Raw genomic sequence first — 19,029 nt, forward strand, 5'->3', positions numbered from 1 at the left:
ATTTAGCATACTATTTCAGAAAGAGGGAGAAGTATATCCCGAAGGAATTTGCAAAAAAGAAGGCGTTTTATTCGGGGATAAAATGATAATTTACAGATTCCACTTTCGTCCGGTTGCCATTTTCATCGTAACGGTACGTTTCCGATACAATTTCTTTTCCATCCGCCGTACCGACCGAAACGCTTTCCACGAGGCCGCGGTCATCATACGTGAAGGTTGCGCCCGCTCCGTTTCCAGTCGTAAATGTGCGAACGTGTCCTCTTTCGTCATGTAGTAAGTGAAATGACTCGTTAATCAACGGTAGCGGCTCCATTAGGTGTCGATGACTCTAATAAAAAAGGGACTGTCCAATCAGTGGATTGTTCGGCTATTGGACGCCCCGTTCGGACATGTATCTGGCACTTAATAAAGGCCACTGCTGGGTTTGTGGACTACATCCACGAACGTCCGGAGGAAGTGTTGCAGCGCTTAGGGTGTGCAAGATGACTGAGAAGTTAACTTTTCATGTTGCATGTATATAATTTACAGCTAGCTTGGAAAGCAGATCAGCCGATGGCGCCGGAACATCTCCATTGCGTCTTGAGCACCGACTGGGAACTCGGGGACAAAGACATCTTGCGTTACTACGCCCAGCGTCGGACGATTGAATGCTTTTTCCGCCAGGCGAAAGATCAACTGAAGCTGGATGGATACCGAGTTCCCCACATTCGGGCGGTGAAACGGTATTGGGCGGTGGTGCTCTCCTCCTGCGTGTATAGCATCGCCGAATCCCAGCAAGACCTCTCCGCCGGATTGGAGCTTCTTCGATCGCGGAAAGGCCACAGCGTCGTCGAGTTCATTTATAACGCCGCGAAGCAAGAGATTCCCATTGATGTGATCAAAAAACAGCTCCATGTCGCCTAAGCGGTACCCTGTTTGTCTCTTAGAACATGGAAATTATTGTAATAAAAAATGCTCATCTGCAGTATCTAAAAAATTTCCAATTATACTTCGATTTAGTTTTCATACTCCCAAATAGCATACCGACTAATGGCTAGAGCGGTTTCGTGCCATGTTTTTCTTGAACAATGGGCAAGTATTTTTTTGAGACGATCCTCTACACTTTTTATATTAAAGTCCTTCATTATAAACAATCCTCTAGCTATCTCCAATCCTGACTTCTTCACCATATTCCCTAACCTTTTTGGACTTGTAACATAAATAGTAAATACTTCAGCAGAATCTGAGTTCCCCTTGATACCAATATCCGCTTCAATTTCAATCCAAAAATCATCAACCTCCTCTCCCCAGTCTTCATCCATTATCGTTAAACAAAATAATTCAGGAATTATCATTATATATGGTTCCCTCCATGCTAAAAATTCAGGTGTGCATTTCGTAACTTATATGTCTTTTTGTTGATAGGACTCTTATAAAATTCCTCATAATTCGCTTGATATACCCTTCTTGTTTTCTTATACTGCATTCTAAATACTTTAGATTTATCTTTACTTCTATATCCTATCCATTTACCATTTTTGTAAAGTGGCTTAGCCCCTGATCCAACCCATGCTTTCCCAGCCTTTTTTGCTAGTCTCTTACTTACTCTACCTACTTCTATAGTAGTGTTACCTTTTCCGTGCTTAGCCGCCAATAAAATCCTCATAATCTTGGCTGTTTCTTTCGCTTTATAAATTCTATACGCTTTAAAAGCAGCACCACCAACAAGCCCTACACCTACAGCAACCGCCGCCGCTTTCCAACCGCCTTTTTTAAAGGCTTTATACCCATCATACGCCGCGAATCCCGCATTGATCGCCATCCACACAAAATGCCCATCCGGATCGACCAGCATCACCGGGTTGTTGTTCGCGTACGTATAGCCGTTTTGTGTGAGGATATCGTCCGCATCCCCCGGGTCTGGATCCAAGGATAGGAACACACCTTGTTCTGGGTGGTAGTACCGGGCAATTAAGTAATAGAGACCCGTTTCTTTGTCATATTGATATCCCGCATATCGGTATGGGTTTTCCTCCGCCAAGGCACCGGATTGGGAAAGAATGTTCCCCCACGCATCGTATTGGTAACGGGCCACGATGTTTCCTTGCGCATCCGTCAGGGCGATGACATCGCCATGGGCGTTATAGTGGTAGAAGTACGTCGCCCCGCCTTTTTTCATTGCCAACAGCTGGCCGTTTTCTCCGTATACATATGATTGTACCACAATTCCGTTCGCATTGGTTTCATACAAGACGTTGAGGCTGTCGCCTTGGTAATGGTAGTTCGTCACCACGCCATTCACGTTCTTTTGAATGCGGCGGCCGTCTTCGTCATATTTGTATGTGACAAACGGCGTGCTTTCGCCTTTTCGGGTGATGGAGACGAGCTGATCGGCTTCGTTCCATTCATATCGATACTGTCCGTCTTTGACACGGTTGCCGTTCGCATCGTACGTGATCGTTTCATCGCCGAAACGAGTCAATTGATTCGCTGCATTATAATCGGCCGTGATCGTCGTGGATAGTCCGTCTTTCGTTTTCACGATTTGCTTGCGATTGCCGAATCCATCGTACGTATACGCGATCGTCGTTCCATCCGGCCATTGCTCTTCCACTAGTTGATCGAGCTCATCGTAACGGTAAACAATCGCTTCTCCTGTTGGGGACTCGATTTTCGTCCGATTGCCGTTTTCGTCATAACGGTACGTTTCCGCCAACAACTCGGTTCCGTCCGCTGTTCCCACTGACAGACTGTTCACCAAGCCGCGGTCATCATACGTGAAGGTTGCGCCCGCTCCGTTTCCAGTCGTAAACGTGCGAACGTGGCCTCTTTCGTCATAATCAAAGCGATACGTATACGTTCCGTCTCGACACGTGACAGGCACTCTTGTCAATGTCGGCGATGTCATCATATTGGAAAATGGTCATTTTCGTGTGGACAAAGAAGAAACGGATAAACGAAGAAAAGAAATTGAAGAGCTTATGAACGAAGTACGGGAAGATTAAAGCCCCTCTCGAATGAGAAGGGCTTTTATTCAATCAATTTGTAAATCCACTATGTCTCTAAATGGAATCCCCATTATATAATACGTCATTTAGCAACTTCAAGCGGGGTTTAATTCCTCGTAGTTTACTAACAACTCCCCCTGCAGTCCTCTGCCAGTACGGAGCGATCCGCCCTTATCCTATTGTCCTTTATAGCAAGGCGCTCATTTCGCATCGCAGCTTACTATGATCAGCACATCAGCTTAGCATGCAATTCTAAAATCATTGCTCGTATGAGCGTCCTTGCTTCTTCCCAGCAATCGAAGCTCACTGCAATGGTCCACATCATTTTCCTTGCACGTATATAGCGCTTTTTCATCCCCTTCGAAAAAGGCTACTCATTCAACTAATGTCCCCCATCCATCACAATAACCATTAAAAGGCTTGCTTAACTTATTGAGCTCCTTTTGAAAACTTACAATTTCATCATAATCTAAATACATCTCTTTCGTTACACAGCATACCCATTCTTTAGTTTCTGGATCCTCTTCAATGGTAAACATAAAATTTCGCTCTTCAAGCTCACGACCTAGCTCAAAAGCATCTTTTTCATTTTCTAAAACAATAAAAAAATCTAATTGATGCTTTTTATTAAAATCAACGCCATTTTTATATAATAGTTCCAACGTTTGCCCGTCTTCGTCTTTAGGAAATCTCATCAAAAACTCTCCTCCCTTGTTATTCGCTAATGATTGAATTAAAATCTTTTAATTTATGCGAGTAATGTTTCTTTTGTGTAAAATATACGTATTCAATCCCTTGACAGTAACTTAAATCACCATCCACTACGTTACATTCGACAAAAGCTAAATGTTTTAAATGTTTTAAATTTTTAACAAAACTGAGTGAAGGAATATCGCCAACTTTGTCCAGTATCAACTTTTTTAATTTTCTTAACTCTTTTATACACTCGAAGCTTCTAATTTTTTTACAAGACTGTATTTCCAAGTACTCTAACTCGCGAAGAAATTTAATACTATCTATATCAGCTAATCCGCGGATATAATTTAGCTGAAGATTTTTTAAACTCTTCAGTTCTTCAATTCCTTTCAAAGTTTCGATGTTTCCATGTGTAAGAATAAGCGTTTCTAATTGAGATAAACCCGCTAAATCCCCAAGATCTTTATTTTTAGAACTAAACCTAAACAGCTGTAATTCCTTCAAGTTTTTTAAAAAACGTAGCCCTTTCATTTTCGGCTGCCAATCAACGTATAAGGTTTGCAGGGTGGAAAGTTTTTCAAAATTCAAATCAATCTTACTCTTGGTTTCATCTAACGCTAAAATTTTTAAATTTTTGATTGAATAGAGCCCCGAGTAGTCTTGAAGATTATAATGGCGAATATAAACCTCTTCAACATTCGGGCATTTTTCTAGAAAATCAATATCTTGGTAGTGATAACTGCCATCCCTTATATTTATTCTCTTGATATCATAACGATTAATGATGTCAATACATAAATCTAATTTTTCAGATTTTACTGTAATTATATTCCCTGTCGGTTCTTCTTTGATTTTAATTCCGTCTATTTCAATCATCTTATACATAACTCCTCCTAAAACATAGGTATAAGTTAAGACAATGAGCGTCTTCCATCAAGAATTGAATGGGAAGACGCTTTTGTCAAACTATTTTTAAACACACTTTTTACTTATTTTTCAATATTCTCCATAATAATTATAATACTTCTTTCTTCCAGGACTATGAATTTTATTATATAACTTTCCCCCTTGTTTAAACTTGTATTTCATCATCAGCTTATACTCTCTGATAAACGCTTCATCATCTGATCTAGCAGGTCTCCAAGCTCTGTATATTACTTTATCTCCGTACTTCTTTGCTTTAGATCTTGCAGAATATTTTGCGCGTTTATAACTGCCTTTACCAATATACCTATAGCCACTACGGAATTTAATTACATAAGTACCTGTTCCTTTCTTGATTTTATTGAGCTTGGAAATATTTTTTATTTTTTTGTATTTTTGATAACCCTTATATAACTTATATCCTCTATAACCCCATATAATAAACTGAACATAATGCCCATCCGGATCGACCAACATCACCGGATTATTGTTCGCATACGCATACCCATTCTGCGTGAGAATATCGTCCGCATCCCCTGGGTCTGGATCCAAAGAAAGGAACACACCATGCGTTGGATGATAGTATCGGGCAATTAAGTAATAGAGACCCGTTTCTTGGTCATATTGGTATCCCGCATATCGGTATGGGTTTTCGTCCGCCAAGGCGCCGGATTGGGAAAGAATGTTCCCCCACGCATCGTATTGGTAACGGGCCACGATGTTTCCTTGCGCATCCGTTAGGGCGATGACATCGCCATGGGCGTTATAGTGGTAAAAATACATGGTAGTACCTTTTTGTGATGAGAAACTATATAAGTTGCAATTTTGTTTTACATGGCATTGTTCGCTCTTCTTGTCACCGTGCCAGCTTGTCAGGTGATAAAGACGGGACATGGAGATCGGAAATTCTTTATTACAACCTATATACCTAAATTTTTTCTTTGTTTTCTATTCATTTTTTTCACATAAAAATAAAAAGACTATCTCATAAATCATGAGATAGCCCATATTACAGCTGTTTTTTTAAACATAATTTCCATGTTCGTCTATTCCTATTGGATAATATGGCATTTTTTCAATAATTCTAAATAGCTCCTCATGTTCACCTGACAACCAATCAACACAAAAATCTTTTGGATTTACATAGTATTCATTTTCCTCATTATCGTTTAACTTGTCACACTCAAACCAATATTTCCTAAATACAGCAATTACTCTTCCGCTAATACTTAATTCGTATTCATATCTCTCTTTGTCAAGATTCGGATCTAAAAATTCCTTTTCTTCTTCAATTGCCTCTTTTAATTCTTTTACATATTTTTGAAAAAGTATTTCATAGTCGTTCATTATCATGGCCTCCATTCATCAGGATAATATCTTTCCTGTTTACTACGATTGTTTTCTGCAACTAAAAATTTAAGCGAAATGCAATGAAAAAGTTCAGCACTCTATGTTCCATAAAAGTAAATATAATCCATATACCAATATAAATTATCTTACCCTATAAGGCTTGACATGGATCCTCTGCGTGCATGGATTATTTTGCGAAGGCCGCAGCACAAAAGGAATTCGCAGAGGCAACCAGCCTACCATGCACGCCACTCCATGTAAAGCCGTGTCTGTGAAATTATATTTTTTGAGAAAAACTGACCTGTTTTGTTTCCAATTTAGTGCTTAATTTTTATCTTGCATTTTGCTAAAGTTTTATTTTGCATTAAACAATTCGGCACTACGCTCCCAAACCAAAATAGCCATAGAGGAGATCTCCCCTATGGCTAAATCTTATTCATCTATACCTAAATATTGTTTCGCATTAATTGTTGTTTGGTATAAGAGAACGGGTTTCTTCTTTAATAGTTCTTTAAGACCTTCGAGTTCTAACGATGGATTTATTATTTCTGAAATGTTCGCTTCTAATGATGAAACAATAACACTACTTTCATTTATTCTATCAAGGTCAAGACAGTCAACTTCCTTACCTTCAACTTTGAAATAGAACCTACATCTAATATCACCGTCAACATCTCGTGGAAGCTCTAGCCCTTTATTTATTTCCTTAATCACTATACCTACATTTACATAATAACAATTAGAGTAATTTGATTTCTGCAATCCAAGGCAACATATTACCTCAGGACTTTCCTTATAATAATATTTGCCTTTTTTCAAGAAACCGTTTGCTAATAAACAGTCATTAACAATCTTTTTAAACTCTTTCCTTTCCATCGCCTCTACCTCCTCAATAAACTTCTAATACTGTTCTCCAGCCTTTACCATAAATTTTTTCAACTTCTTTTTTATAAGCTTTTAATTGTTTTAGGCCTTTTTTTATTGCTCGTGGGTTATTTGGTTTAAGTTCATATATAATTTTCTTCTCGAAATCAATAAAATCAATTCTTTTTCCACTTGGTAAACGAAATTCCTTTTCTCTTACCCCTTTAAGTACCTTATTAGCTTTATATGATTTATGCATTTGTCGTCCTAATTTTAAATTTGACTTTGTATATCGTTTAGCAGCTTTCTTAACGGTTCGTTTTACTGCTTTTTTTATTAAGGATTTGGCTACTTTTTTAGCAACAATCCTTCCACCAACGGAGACCAAGATAATTATATAAGGATTCTCTCCATCTGGGTCGGTTAACATCACCGGATTGTTGTTCGCATACGCATACCCATTCTCCGTGAGAATATCGTCCGCATCCCCTGGGTCTGGGTCTAGAGATAGGAATACGCCATGCTCCGGATAGTAGTACCGGGCAATCAGGTAATAGAGACCCGTTTCGTTGTCATATTGGTATCCTGCGTATCGATATGGGTTTTCGTCCTCTAAGTCGCCAGATTGGGAAAGAATGTTCCCCCATGCATCGTATTGATAACGGGCCACGATGTTTCCTTGCGCATCCGTTAGGGCGATGACATCGCCATGCGCGTTATAGTGATAGAAATACGTCGCCCCGCCTTTTTTCATTGCCAACAGCTGGCCGTTTTCTCCGTATACATACGATTGTACCACAGTTCCACTCGCATTGGTTTCATACAAGACGTTGAGGCTGTCGCCTTGGTAGTGGTAGTTCGTCACGACGCCATTCACATTCTTTTGGATGCGTCGGCCGTCTTCATCGTATTTGTACGTCACAAACGGCGCGCTTTCTCCTTTTCGAGTGATAGCGACAAGCTGATCGGCTTCGTTCCATTCATATTGGTACTCACCATCTTCGGTCCGATTGCCGTTTTCGTCATAACGGTACGTTTCCGCCAATAACTCGGTTCCATCTGCCGTCCCCACTGACAGACTTTTCACCAAGCCACGGTCATCATACGTGAAGGTTGCGCCCGCTCCGTTTCCAGTCGTAAACGTGCGAACGTGTCCTCTCTCGTCATGTAGCAAGTGAAATGACTCGTTAATCAACGGTAGCGGCTCGATTAGGTGTCGATGACTCCAATAAAAAAGGGGCTGTCCAATCAGTGGATTGTTCCGCTATTGGACGCCCCGTTCAACATGTGCCTGGCACTTAATAATGTACTAATTTACACTGTTCCAGCCAAGGAATCAGGTAATTACTTCTTTTTACTAATATGTAATTTTGTGTTATTTAATTTGCTCATCTATTGTAAATGTACTTCTCCCACCTACATTCTGTTAAGGGGTGGGAGACTTCTCAGTGGATATGTTAAATAAAAATGTTGATCATCTTAACCCCCGTTATTAGAAACCGACAACCTTCCATTGTATCTGAAGCCAATGCTTCATCAACGGGATTTCCAAAATAAAGCCACTTATCAGCAATGCTTCTCAACCCTTCTTCTATATCTTCTATCGAAAAACTTGTGTAGGTGCTTAGTTTCACTTCTACCACAAATAAATTGGGATCTTTCCAATATGGTTCGTTTTTTAAAATGGTGTAATTTGTAAAATTTCCCTTAAATACACTTATTACATTTTCTATAATTGAAAAAGATTCATTTTTATCTTGAGTGTATAAATATGATCGAATAAGCAAATTTCCCCCTCCTAAAACATAGGTGCAAGTTAAGACAATGAGCGTCTTCCATCAAGAATTGAATGGGAAGACGCTTTTGTCAAACTATTTTAAACACACTTTTTACTTATGATTGTTGTTCACATACGCATACCCATTCTGCGTGAGGATATCGTCCGCATCCCCTGGGTCTGGGTCTAGAGAAAGGAACACGCCATGCACCGGATGGTAGTACCGGGCAATCAGATAATACAGACCCGTTTCTTGGTCATATTGGTATCCCGCATATCGGTATGGGTTTTCATCCGCCAAGGCGCCAAACTGGGAAAGAATGTTCCCCCACGAATCATATTGGTAACGGAACACAATGTTTCCTTGTTGCTCATTTAGAGTGTGAATCGTCTATTTCTTTCGTTTCAATTTCTTTATTGTGATTTTGATATCGTCTAATAGTGCGCTTTCACTTAGCCATTTCCAAAATTTCTTTTTTGTTAAATACTTTTTTTCCTCAACAATTCTTTCAAGCCTTGATGCATCATCAGTATTTCCATATCTACCTATTGCAAGTATGGCATGATTCTTTAGTGTTGTATTAAAATCACCCGTTAAAATTTCAAAGAACTTATTTACTACATCCCTGGTAACTTTGTCCTTAGGAAATTTTTCCGCGAAAGCAAGTAGAGTAACGGCACTAAAAATACGCTCAAATTCCTCACTAAAGAGATCTTCTATTATAACTTTTGATGCTTCTGGATGATCAAATGAATGATAAATAGCCTCTGCTAATGCTTTATGAGAATAACGGGAATCTGGTTTTCTGTACTCCTTGATTATTTCTTCTATTCCACACATTATTTGTAATTTTGCTACCTTGATTTGTTCCAGTACCTCTTTGTTATCCGTCTTGATTTTGTCTAATTCTCTTATAGCATTGTAATCGCCAATTGTTCCTATCATAGCTATATCTGCGATTAAATCCGTGCCACTTTTTTTAGATAAATTGTGAATTTTTCTTTTTAATTGAGTTTCTTTACCCTCTAAAAAATCCAATACACTTTCTGCATAAGCTTTAACAAAAAATATCTCTGTCTCATCTTCAAGAATAGCTTTCAGAAAAGGGATTACACTACTGTCATTTAATAATTTCAATGTTTCTAATATCCCAATCTTACCATTAGGATCTACTTTATAAAAGTATTTTTGTAAGATAGTAATTATGTCCCTTCCCATCTTAGCTAAATCTTGAGCAACTATATCTATATTATGCTCATTAAAATTATTAACTAAATTTCTAACCGTCTCCTCATATTGATTCATATTTTTCACCCCTAAAACTATCAAAGAGGGACACACTCTAAGTGTGTGTCCCAAAATATCTTTAATAACTTGCCTTAATTATAATCCATGCGCCGGCTTTCTTATAATTCTTGAGTTGCCTTTTTACATAGCTTCTTTTCCAAGAACCTTTTGGTTTTAATTCAACGACAACCCTTCCTCTAAAAAATTGAAGGTCTGGACGTTTTTTAGTACCTCTTAATGGTTTATCATATTTGCCTCCAGGAACAACTCTTTTCATAGCTTTTGTCCATGCTTGGTGCGCGGCTCTCCCTCTAACATATGCAGGACCCTTAGTAATATTGTAAATATTTCTTGCAACTTTAGCTGCACGGTAAGCACCTGAGCCTATTCCACCGATAGCACCTAAACCAGCTCCTATTGCAACAGAACCCCACAACTTCCAACCTTTGAGACCTCTACTTTTTGCAGACTTATACGACGATACTCCTCCGATTAACGCTCCTACTGCCATCCACACCCAATGCCCATCTGGATCCACCAACATCACTGGATTGTTGTTCGCATACGCATACCCATTCTGCGTGAGGATATCGTCCGCATCCCCTGGGTCTGGGTCTAAAGATAGGAACACGCCATGCGTTGGATGATAGTATCGGGCAATTAAGTAATAGAGACCCGTTTCTTGGTCATATTGGTATCCCGCATATCGGTATGGGTTTTCGTCCGCCAAGGCGCCGGATTGGGAAAGAATGTTCCCCCACGCATCGTATTGGTAACGGGCCACGATGTTTCCTTGCGCATCCGTTAGGGCGATGACATCGCCATGGGCGTTATAGTGGTAAAAATACGTTGCTGTGCCTTTCTTCATGGCAAGGAGCTGACCGTTTTCTCCGTATATATACGATCTTACCACATTTCCACCCGCATCAGTTTCATACAGAACGTTGAGGCTGTCGCCTTGGTAATGATAGTTCGTAACGACGCCATTCACATTCTTTTGGATGCGTCGGCCGTCTTCATCGTATTTGTACGTCACAAACGGCGTGCTTTCGCCTTTTCTTGTGATGGAGACGAGCTGGTCGGCTGCGTTCCATTCATATTGATACTGGCCGTCTTCCAATCGGTTGCCGTTCGCATCGTACGTGATTGTTTCGTCACCGAAACGAACCAACTGATTCGCCGCATTATAATCAGCCGTTGTCGTCGCCGACTGCCCATCCTTGGTTTTCACGATTTGCTTCCGGTTTCCGAATCCGTCATAGGCATATTCGACTTTTGTACCATCTGGCCATTGTTCGGTCTTCAACTGATCGAGCTCATCATAGCTGTACACCGTGACGTCCCCGTTCGACGTTTCGATTCGCGTCCGATTGCCGTTTTCGTCATAACGGTACGTTTCCGCCAATAACTCGGTTCCATCTGCCGTCCCCACTGACAGACTTTTCACCAAGCCGCGGTCATCATACGTGAAGGTGGCTCCCGCTCCGTTTCCAGTCGTAAATGTGCGAACGTGTCCTCTTTCGTCATAATCAAAGCGATACGTATACGTTCCGTCTTGGACGATGGTATTTTGGTCCAAGGCATTGTATTGATAGGTGACGGTTTGGCTAAACGATCCATGCGAGAACAGGAACTGTTGCAATTTATCCGAGGTGATCGGATACGTCCATTTTTGCAATCCCCCGCGGTCGGACTGTTCGATGACCCGATTCGCCGAGTCAAATTTTCTTGTCTTCGTCGTGCCATCCTTTACATATTGCACAGACAGTTCGTTTCCGTTTTTGTCGTAACTGAATTCGTAATACGGAACTCCATTGTAAGAAATCGTGTCGACCCGTTCCGTCCCGTCATACGTCCATTGAATTGTATTTCCTTTCGGCAAGACGGTTTTAATTTTATTGCCGTTCGCATCATATTCATTTGTTGTCACATCGTTAAGCGGACCGACCGTTTTCAGAAGTTTTCCCGTCTTATCATAAGAATAGGTAAATCCTTGTGACGGACCGCTGCTCGTTTGAATGACTTTCGAAGTCATGTTACCGTTCAAGTCATAGTCATAGTTGACAGAAGTTCCGTTCGCCAATAAGAGTTGTTTTAAACGATTGGATGGGTCATACTTGTACTGTTTTTGATTTCCCTTCTCATCGTATTCGCTCAACAGATTTCCTACGGCATCATAGTTCTTTTTCGTGACATACCCGGCTTCATCGGTTTCTTCCTCTACATAGTTGCCATTGGCGTCATACTTGTTTTTCGTTACGACGTTGCCTTCCATCAAGCGAATGGCGTCAAACCAGACCGTTCCTGTGTAGTTTCCGCGGAACATAGCGGATACGTCCACTTTGTCAATAGGCTTAGACGGATTGATCGAAATGGCCGCACGGTTCCAATCTTGCGTACCGATCGGAAAATCAGCCGTATACGTTTGAGTCGTTCCGTCTACAAAATACACGTTCGCGGTAATGGAATAATCGCTTGCACTCACGGTACCGTTGGCTTTGACATCCTGCGCTTTGGAAAGACCTGTGAGTGTCAGACGAAGCGGCGTATCACTTGAAGTTTGCCCTACGATCACCGTCTGCTTATATTCACTCGCTGATTGTGTGGTGCTGGTTCTCGATATTTTGAGAGAGTAAGCCCCGTCGAACGATTCCGTATGATCGACGCTTCCGCCCGTTCCGCTCCAATTCGTCACGCTTCCTTCGAAGCTGCTGTTTAACACGGGATTATAGCTGGAAGAAACTTGGGCTTCCTCTAATTGAACATTATCAAACCATGCTTCCCCTGATGCGGTTGGTGATTGATGCTCGACCTCTAAATAGACGCGTACTTTCGCCACGTTCGAAGGAGTGGTAAACGTCACTTGCCGCTCTGTCCAAGGTCTTGTGCCTACCAATTGACTATAACGATTGTCCGCCCAAGAAATTCGACGATTTTGGCTATCTAAAAATTCAACATTAAAGAACGCACTGGCTTTCGTTAAATTTGTTTTGATTTTTCCACTTAATGTGTATGTCGCATTCGGTTTTACCGCAATTTCTTGAGTAGCGGCCACATAACCGCCTTCTGTACTAGGCGACGTGGAATTCACTGTGATTTTTAACTTCTTTCGTCCATTCAACCCATTATAAACATTCGTATCTTCCTGTAACTGCCCGGAATCATACGAACGAAGCACAGTCCAAGCGGTCGTTCCCTGTTCAAAGCCGTGATTAGAGAGTAAATTGGTCGCACTGCCCAATGCGTCACTTTCTTCAATCACATTTCCATAGGAATCGTACTTCGCTACAGAAGACGTTTTTCCCGATTGATCGGTTTCGGATACTGGATTTAAGCCATCATACGCAACCGTTGTCTTGTCGCCTTCTGTATCTGTCATGGAGATAACATCGTTATTTGGATTATACTGGTATGTTTCGGTCCCATAGCTATCCTTCGCTGTTAACACATTTCCATTCGCATCGTACGTATATGATTCCGTCGGTGTAGTGGCCCCAACATCATTCGGATCGTATGATTCCTTTAAATTGTTGCCTTCATACACATATTTCGTTGTAATATTTAAGCCGCCTACGTCATCCACAACCTCAATCGGGTTACCCGCCTCGTTGAAAGTATATTGAGTTTTGCGGCCATTCGGCTTTTGTATGAGCAATCGCCGTTCCGTTGGATCATAGGTCAATGTGTATACATGGTCTTCAGAATCACGTACTTGACTGAGCCTGTCACCATCGTACACGAACTGATTGACAACTGGCTGATCCTCCGTATGTGTCGGCTCGAATACTTTTACTAGACGATCAATCTCATTGTATTCATATCTTGTCACTTCTCCGCCCGTCTGAGTCACCGTCGTTAACAAATCATTCGTGTAGCCATATGTCACCGTCCGATTCATCGGGCCTATGATTTTTTCGATCTTTCCGTCTGGACGATACTGAATGTCTAATTTTCTTCCCGATGCGTCCGTAATCGACGTAAGCTTTCCATTCAAATAACCGTACGTCGTTGCGTTCCCATGACCGTCGACCATTTTGGTTAACTTGCCATCGCTTTTATTAAAATACATTTTCGTTTGATCTTTCGATTTCACGATCCACTCAGTGGTCGTTTCACTTAATTCCAAATAAACACCGGTTGGCGCTTGGTATGTTCCGTCGGCTCGTTTCATAAATATGTGAAGCGTCCCGTCTTCATCCGTCAATCGCGCTTCATTTCCTTGCGCGACGATATTCATTTCCGCATCGCTGTGCCAGCCTTTTCCGAATAAACCGGTCCATGGAGACAAGCTATTGTAGGTTCTGGATAGACCAAGTCCTAGCCCCCTACCTGAAATCGAAACATCTTGTTCATCTATCATGAGATTACCCGTAGCGGCATTGACGCTCCCATACGGCACATCAATGATCGACCAGTAATCTTCCTCCCCTAAATATTCAACCGCCTCAGGAATTTTGACCGTGAATGCATTGCTCGAAAAGATGGTCTCACCGTCCGCATCATAGGCACTGAGACGGAACCAATAGCTCGTGCTCGTTGCGTATTTTGTTCCCATTTTCGCATACATTGGCGAAGGATCTCTCGGTAGTTCTAATCCTTTTCCATCATGATGCAGCGTTAAAGTACTAGAATTCCCTTGTTCGATTTCTTCAGGGGTCGGCCAAATTCCTTTATTTTGTGTCGTCCAATGATCTACATCTCCTACATCAAAGGCTTCATAGTAAAGCCCATTAAAAATCCAAACCTTGTACCCCGTAGCACCCTCGATTTTATCCCAATCTAGCATGACATAACCAGAGTGACTGCCTAACTGGTTACTGTAGGAAAATCCTGAAGGCGCTGGTGGTATCAGCAACTCCGAAATTTTCGGCATATACGCATCCGAAAAGACGGTTTCCCCTTGAGAGTTATAGGCACTTACTCGAATCCAGTAGTTGGTAGCCGTTGCGTATTTTGTTCCTGCATTAGCGTAGACCGGGGACGGGTCAACAGCTAATTCTGTGCCAAGACCATCGTTTACATGCAACTTATATCTACCTGCATGAATTTCCGTGGAGGTTGGCCAATACTTTTTGTTTTTCGTTGTCCAAGAAGTGACGTTCCCGACATCTAACGATTCATAGTAGGAACCGTTAAAAATCCAAATTTTATACCCCGTCGCTCCACTCACAGGATTCCATTTGAAATCGATATATCCTGTTCCATTTCCGTTTGTATAACTTACCCCCGTCGGAGCAGATGGTTTTGCCAAATTCGGAATGGTCGGCATATACGCGCCTGACATGGCGCTTTCGCCTTGAGGAAAAATCGCACTGACTCGGAACCAGTAGTTCTTGCTATTCGGATAACTTCCTCCTGAATTTCGATAGACCGGGGAAGGATCGACAGCAAGCTCCGTCCCTAACTGATCTTGGTGCAGGTCGTATCTTCCAGCGCTAATTTCAGAAGGGGTCGGCCAGATTTTTTTCCCCTTTGTACTCCAGGAAGTGACATTGCCTACATCAAACGCTTCATATGATTTCCCGTTATAAATCCAAACTTTATAACCCGTAGCACCAGGAACCGGATCCCATGATAAATTGATATATCCTGTGCCATCCCCATTACTGAAGGCCGTTCCTGTCGGCGTATTTGGAACTGGTATCGTATACGTAACAGACAAATATGGTTTATAACTGCTATTCGTGGTGGAGACAACCTTTTTCCAATACGTTTGTCCATTGCCATTCGTATGAAGTTTAAATCCGTAATTTGGCTTTGTCCCGGATGCCCATTCTTTTACCGTATTCGTTACATCAAATTGCGCCCATTGGTCTCTTGCGACATCAACCTTGCCAATGTTGGTGGAGGAAGGTTTATTATTCCATGTTAAAGTGCTCGCAGACCATGAGCCGTTGACCGCATCCAACCATAAGCCGGTTGCGGTTGTTGCATAATAGGAGTGTGTAACGTACACGTTAAAAGTAGCGTTCGTTACGTTCATGTTTTCAACGTCGGATATGTCAGGGTTCAAAAACCCATAACAAGTCCCTGTCATTCCATCATAATAACCGACTTTTAACACATATTGCCCTTGCCCAGCATCCCATTTACTTGATGCAGAACTATAGTTCGTTGTCGGATAGGCGCTCATTACAAATGCATCAGCAGCAATAGCAACAGAAGTGCTAGGGTCAATATAAACCGGATAGACGCGCTTCGGATCTTTCAACCACTGCGGATCAGCTTTAACCGTTAAAATATACCCTTGATCATCCTGTTGAAGTTCGTATGTTACATGTTCCGAGCGCTGTGCTTCTCCCGAGTGTTCGTCGATATTCGAATCGACCATAAATGGTTTAGGGAGTTCAAATACTTTTTCATTTTCTTTGTTTGTAAATAAAATCGATCCATCGTCTTGAATATTGGCATGCAAATCGGTTTTCAAACGAAATTTGAAAATGTGATAGCCCGTAAAAGAGTGAAGAACTAAATCTTCTTTCGTTGATTCGTTAAATACGATATTTTGCAAGTCTATATTTGGAAAAATATTTTTATGCACAATCTTATTGTCTTTTTTCTTATAAATAGCGGGAACATCTTTCGCTTGAATCGGCTTCAGTCCATTCCCTGATGCTTCTAAAATAGAATAAGAAATGGAATATTCATTATACAGAAATTTTGCATATTCTCCATCCACCATTTTCTTGTAAAAACGAGGTTCCAAAATCGTATTCTCTGCTTGAACATGATTGGGATGGTCGATGAAGAAAGTGGAAACTTCCTCAAATTGTTTTTCGTTCTTTTTCTTAATATGAATCGGTTCAAAGAAAATTTTTCTGGTAAACGTACCATCACCATTGTAATACACTTTCGTATTCTCTGTTCGTTCCCCTATCAGCTCTCCCGGCTTCAAGTTGATGCTGGGCGCTTCTGGTACTTTAAGAGGTGATTGTTTCATCGCATTGTCAGATTTAGAATAGATGAACTCCGCCAATCCCTCCATAGGAATACTCGTAAAAACTAATAAAAATACTAACCACCAAACAAACCATGTCCTTAGATGCCTCATGTTTTCTCTCCCTATCAATCCTAAGTTGTCTAATTCGAACTGCATGAGGAGATTTTATGCTATAAAAAACATACTCGCAATATTTTTCGACAAACAACTTTCGTCATTATTCGACAGAAATCGATTTTATCACTTAACCTTTCAAACAGTAGTGATAACGGTTTTTTTCAATTGTTTTGTACGATCATCCCGCTATGAGGAATGTGAGGAGTAGATGAACAATTAATGATTTTTTTGGAGGATTTGATTATACTTATTCAAGAAAAGTACAATGAAACATTAACCGCGCCTACTGATGAATCCGCCGAGGACAAATCTTTTAGATTGGGCTCCAATTTCGCATATTTTGATGTACTTGATTTGACAGAATGCCAATTGACAATACACGGAATAAATTCTAATATTATACGAATGTTGCTACTTTCTTAACTTGTTGACCATGAGAAACACTCATTTGTCTAGTCTGAACTTTCAACAAACCACAAAAACAAAATTAATCCTGATACGAAGACATCCTTATTTGATAAAACGATATAAATTCAACAGAGGGATACAAAAATGAGTAAAGCAAAAATTATATTTACTACCATGACAGGCGTTATCATAGGGTTAATCGTTAGTCTTTTATTATTAGTCATAAAAAGTACCGCAAAGGATTTTTTAAAAACATACTCCCTCGATTGGGTTATTGATGTGCTACTCTTTCTTGTATTTATTTTCATTGTAGTGCAATATATCCAAAAGAAAAGAAAAACTTGAAAGAAAGGATGCCCTCATGCGAAGGCATCCTTATTTTTTACTTCTTCAAGTTGTAGAATGTTTTTATTCCATCGTATACTGCTGTTTCACCTAGTTGATCTTCAATGCGAAGCAATTGGTTGTATTTCGCGACGCGGTCTGTGCGTGATGGCGCACCTGTTTTAATTTGACCCGCGTTTGTTGCGACGGCGATGTCTGCGATGGTGCTATCTTCTGTTTCACCAGAACGGTGAGAAATAACAGCTGTGTAGCCTGCGCGTTTTGCCATTTCAATCGCTTCAAATGTTTCGGTTAACGTACCGATTTGGTTTACTTTAATTAAGATCGAGTTGCCGACACCTTGTTCGATGCCTTGTGCTAATTTTTTCGTATTTGTTACGAATAAATCGTCACCGACAAGTTGTACTTTTTTGCCAAGGCGTTCTGTTAATAATTTATGACCAGCCCAGTCGTTTTCGTCTAAGCCGTCTTCGATCGAGATGATCGGATATTTGTTGACAAGCTCTTCATACCAAGCAACCATTTCTTCCGACGTTTTCACAACACCTTCGCCTTCTAAATGGTATTTGCCTGTTTCTTTGTTATATAGCTCAGAAGATGCCACGTCCATCGCAAGCATCACTTCTGTGCCTGGTTTGTAGCCTGCTTTTTCAATCGCTTCAATAATTGTTTCAAGCGCTTCTTCGTTTGATTTTAAGTTTGGCGCAAAGCCGCCTTCATCACCAACAGCTGTATTGTAGCCTTTTGCTTTTAACACTGATTTTAAGCTATGGAAAATTTCCGCACCCATACGGAGCGCTTCACGGAAGTTTGGTGCGCCCACTGGCATAATCATAAATTCTTGAATGTCAACGTTGTTATCTGCATGCGCACCGCCGTTTAAAATGTTCATCATTGGCACTGGCAATGTTTTTGCGTTAAATCCGCCTAAATATTGATATAGAGGAATGCCTAAGTAGTCAGCAGCTGCGCGTGCAACAGCCATCGATACGCCAAGAATAGCGTTAGCACCTAATTTCCCTTTATTTTCTGTACCGTCTAGTGCAATTAATGCACGGTCGATGGCAACTTGCTCTGTCACATCGTAGCTACCAATTAATGCTGGTGCAATGACTTCATTTACGTTTTTCACTGCTTGTAATACACCTTTACCAAGGTAACGGCCTTTGTCACCATCACGCAATTCAACCGCTTCGTATTCACCAGTTGAAGCTCCGCTCGGTACGAGCGCACGTCCGAACGCACCGGATTCTGTGTATACTTCTACTTCTACTGTCGGATTGCCGCGAGAGTCTAATACTTCACGAGCATAAATGTCGATAATTGTTGGCAT

12 protein-coding genes and 5 pseudogenes are annotated in these 19,029 nt (G+C 41.0%); 3 read left to right on the forward strand and 14 right to left on the reverse strand.

Going from position 1 to position 19,029, the window contains the following annotated elements:
- Window positions 1-94: 94 nt before the first annotated feature.
- Window positions 95-298, reverse strand: a pseudogene (locus HNQ84_RS11095) (RHS repeat domain-containing protein); the annotation flags it as partial.
- Between the two features lie 230 nt (window positions 299-528).
- Between HNQ84_RS11095 and HNQ84_RS11100 the strand changes: the two are divergent.
- Window positions 529-903 (forward strand): annotated as a pseudogene (locus tag HNQ84_RS11100) (IS701 family transposase); the annotation flags it as partial.
- A 92-nt stretch (window positions 904-995) separates the two neighbouring features.
- On the opposite strand, the gene HNQ84_RS11105 reads toward HNQ84_RS11100, so the two are convergent.
- Entirely contained in the window at window positions 996-1,334 is a 339-nt protein-coding gene (locus HNQ84_RS11105; RefSeq protein ID WP_035020810.1) for an Imm8 family immunity protein, read from the reverse strand.
- Between the two features lie 20 nt (window positions 1,335-1,354).
- Window positions 1,355-2,863: an RHS repeat domain-containing protein gene (locus HNQ84_RS11110; RefSeq protein WP_435622211.1), complete on the reverse strand. Its 1,509-nt coding sequence runs from the start codon at window positions 2,861-2,863 to the stop codon at window positions 1,355-1,357.
- 28 nt (window positions 2,864-2,891) lie between these two features.
- Between HNQ84_RS11110 and HNQ84_RS11115 the strand changes: the two genes are divergently transcribed.
- On the forward strand, window positions 2,892-2,984 hold the full coding sequence (locus HNQ84_RS11115) for a hypothetical protein (protein ID WP_242401255.1): 93 nt from the start codon (window positions 2,892-2,894) through the stop codon (window positions 2,982-2,984).
- A 377-nt stretch (window positions 2,985-3,361) separates the two neighbouring features.
- Here HNQ84_RS11115 and HNQ84_RS11120 read toward each other — a convergent pair whose 3' ends face one another.
- The 10 genes and pseudogenes from HNQ84_RS11120 to HNQ84_RS11165 form a co-directional block, all read right to left on the reverse strand.
- A complete protein-coding gene (locus tag HNQ84_RS11120; protein WP_006322705.1) occupies window positions 3,362-3,682 on the reverse strand; it encodes a ribonuclease E inhibitor RraB in 321 nt (106 codons plus the stop codon).
- Window positions 3,683-3,701: 19 nt separating this feature from the next.
- Window positions 3,702-4,559 carry a leucine-rich repeat domain-containing protein gene (locus tag HNQ84_RS11125; protein WP_435622155.1) on the reverse strand — a complete coding sequence of 286 codons (858 nt, stop codon included), beginning with the start codon at window positions 4,557-4,559 and terminating at the stop codon, window positions 3,702-3,704.
- Window positions 4,560-4,679: 120 nt separating this feature from the next.
- Window positions 4,680-5,405 (reverse strand): annotated as a pseudogene (locus HNQ84_RS11130) (RHS repeat-associated core domain-containing protein); the annotation flags it as partial.
- A gap of 225 nt (window positions 5,406-5,630) precedes the next feature.
- Window positions 5,631-5,954 carry a hypothetical protein gene (locus HNQ84_RS11135; RefSeq protein WP_006324135.1) on the reverse strand — a complete coding sequence of 108 codons (324 nt, stop codon included), beginning with the start codon at window positions 5,952-5,954 and terminating at the stop codon, window positions 5,631-5,633.
- A 435-nt stretch (window positions 5,955-6,389) separates the two neighbouring features.
- Window positions 6,390-6,833 carry a DUF4304 domain-containing protein gene (locus HNQ84_RS11140; protein ID WP_012575999.1) on the reverse strand — a complete coding sequence of 148 codons (444 nt, stop codon included), beginning with the start codon at window positions 6,831-6,833 and terminating at the stop codon, window positions 6,390-6,392.
- Window positions 6,834-6,846: 13 nt separating this feature from the next.
- Window positions 6,847-7,989: pseudogene (locus tag HNQ84_RS11145) on the reverse strand (RHS repeat-associated core domain-containing protein); the annotation flags it as partial.
- Between the two features lie 289 nt (window positions 7,990-8,278).
- On the reverse strand, window positions 8,279-8,608 hold the full coding sequence (locus HNQ84_RS11150) for a hypothetical protein (protein ID WP_035021241.1): 330 nt from the start codon (window positions 8,606-8,608) through the stop codon (window positions 8,279-8,281).
- Between the two features lie 111 nt (window positions 8,609-8,719).
- Window positions 8,720-8,977, reverse strand: a pseudogene (locus HNQ84_RS11155) (RHS repeat-associated core domain-containing protein); the annotation flags it as partial.
- A gap of 12 nt (window positions 8,978-8,989) precedes the next feature.
- Window positions 8,990-9,904, reverse strand: a complete 915-nt coding sequence (locus tag HNQ84_RS11160; protein WP_043968325.1) for a hypothetical protein — start codon at window positions 9,902-9,904, stop codon at window positions 8,990-8,992.
- A gap of 61 nt (window positions 9,905-9,965) precedes the next feature.
- A complete protein-coding gene (locus HNQ84_RS11165) occupies window positions 9,966-16,937 on the reverse strand; it encodes a DNRLRE domain-containing protein (protein ID WP_435622156.1) in 6,972 nt (2,323 codons plus the stop codon).
- Between the two features lie 558 nt (window positions 16,938-17,495).
- Between HNQ84_RS11165 and HNQ84_RS11170 the strand changes: the two genes are divergently transcribed.
- Window positions 17,496-17,696, forward strand: coding sequence for a hypothetical protein (locus tag HNQ84_RS11170; RefSeq protein WP_042894412.1), 201 nt, complete (start codon window positions 17,496-17,498; stop codon window positions 17,694-17,696).
- Between the two features lie 37 nt (window positions 17,697-17,733).
- On the opposite strand, the gene eno is transcribed toward HNQ84_RS11170, so the two are convergent.
- A complete protein-coding gene (gene eno, locus HNQ84_RS11175; RefSeq protein WP_004892483.1) occupies window positions 17,734-19,029 on the reverse strand; it encodes a phosphopyruvate hydratase in 1,296 nt (431 codons plus the stop codon).

Source organism: Anoxybacillus eryuanensis (assembly GCF_051200995.1).
GTDB classification, from domain to species: domain Bacteria; phylum Bacillota; class Bacilli; order Bacillales; family Anoxybacillaceae; genus Anoxybacillus; species Anoxybacillus tengchongensis.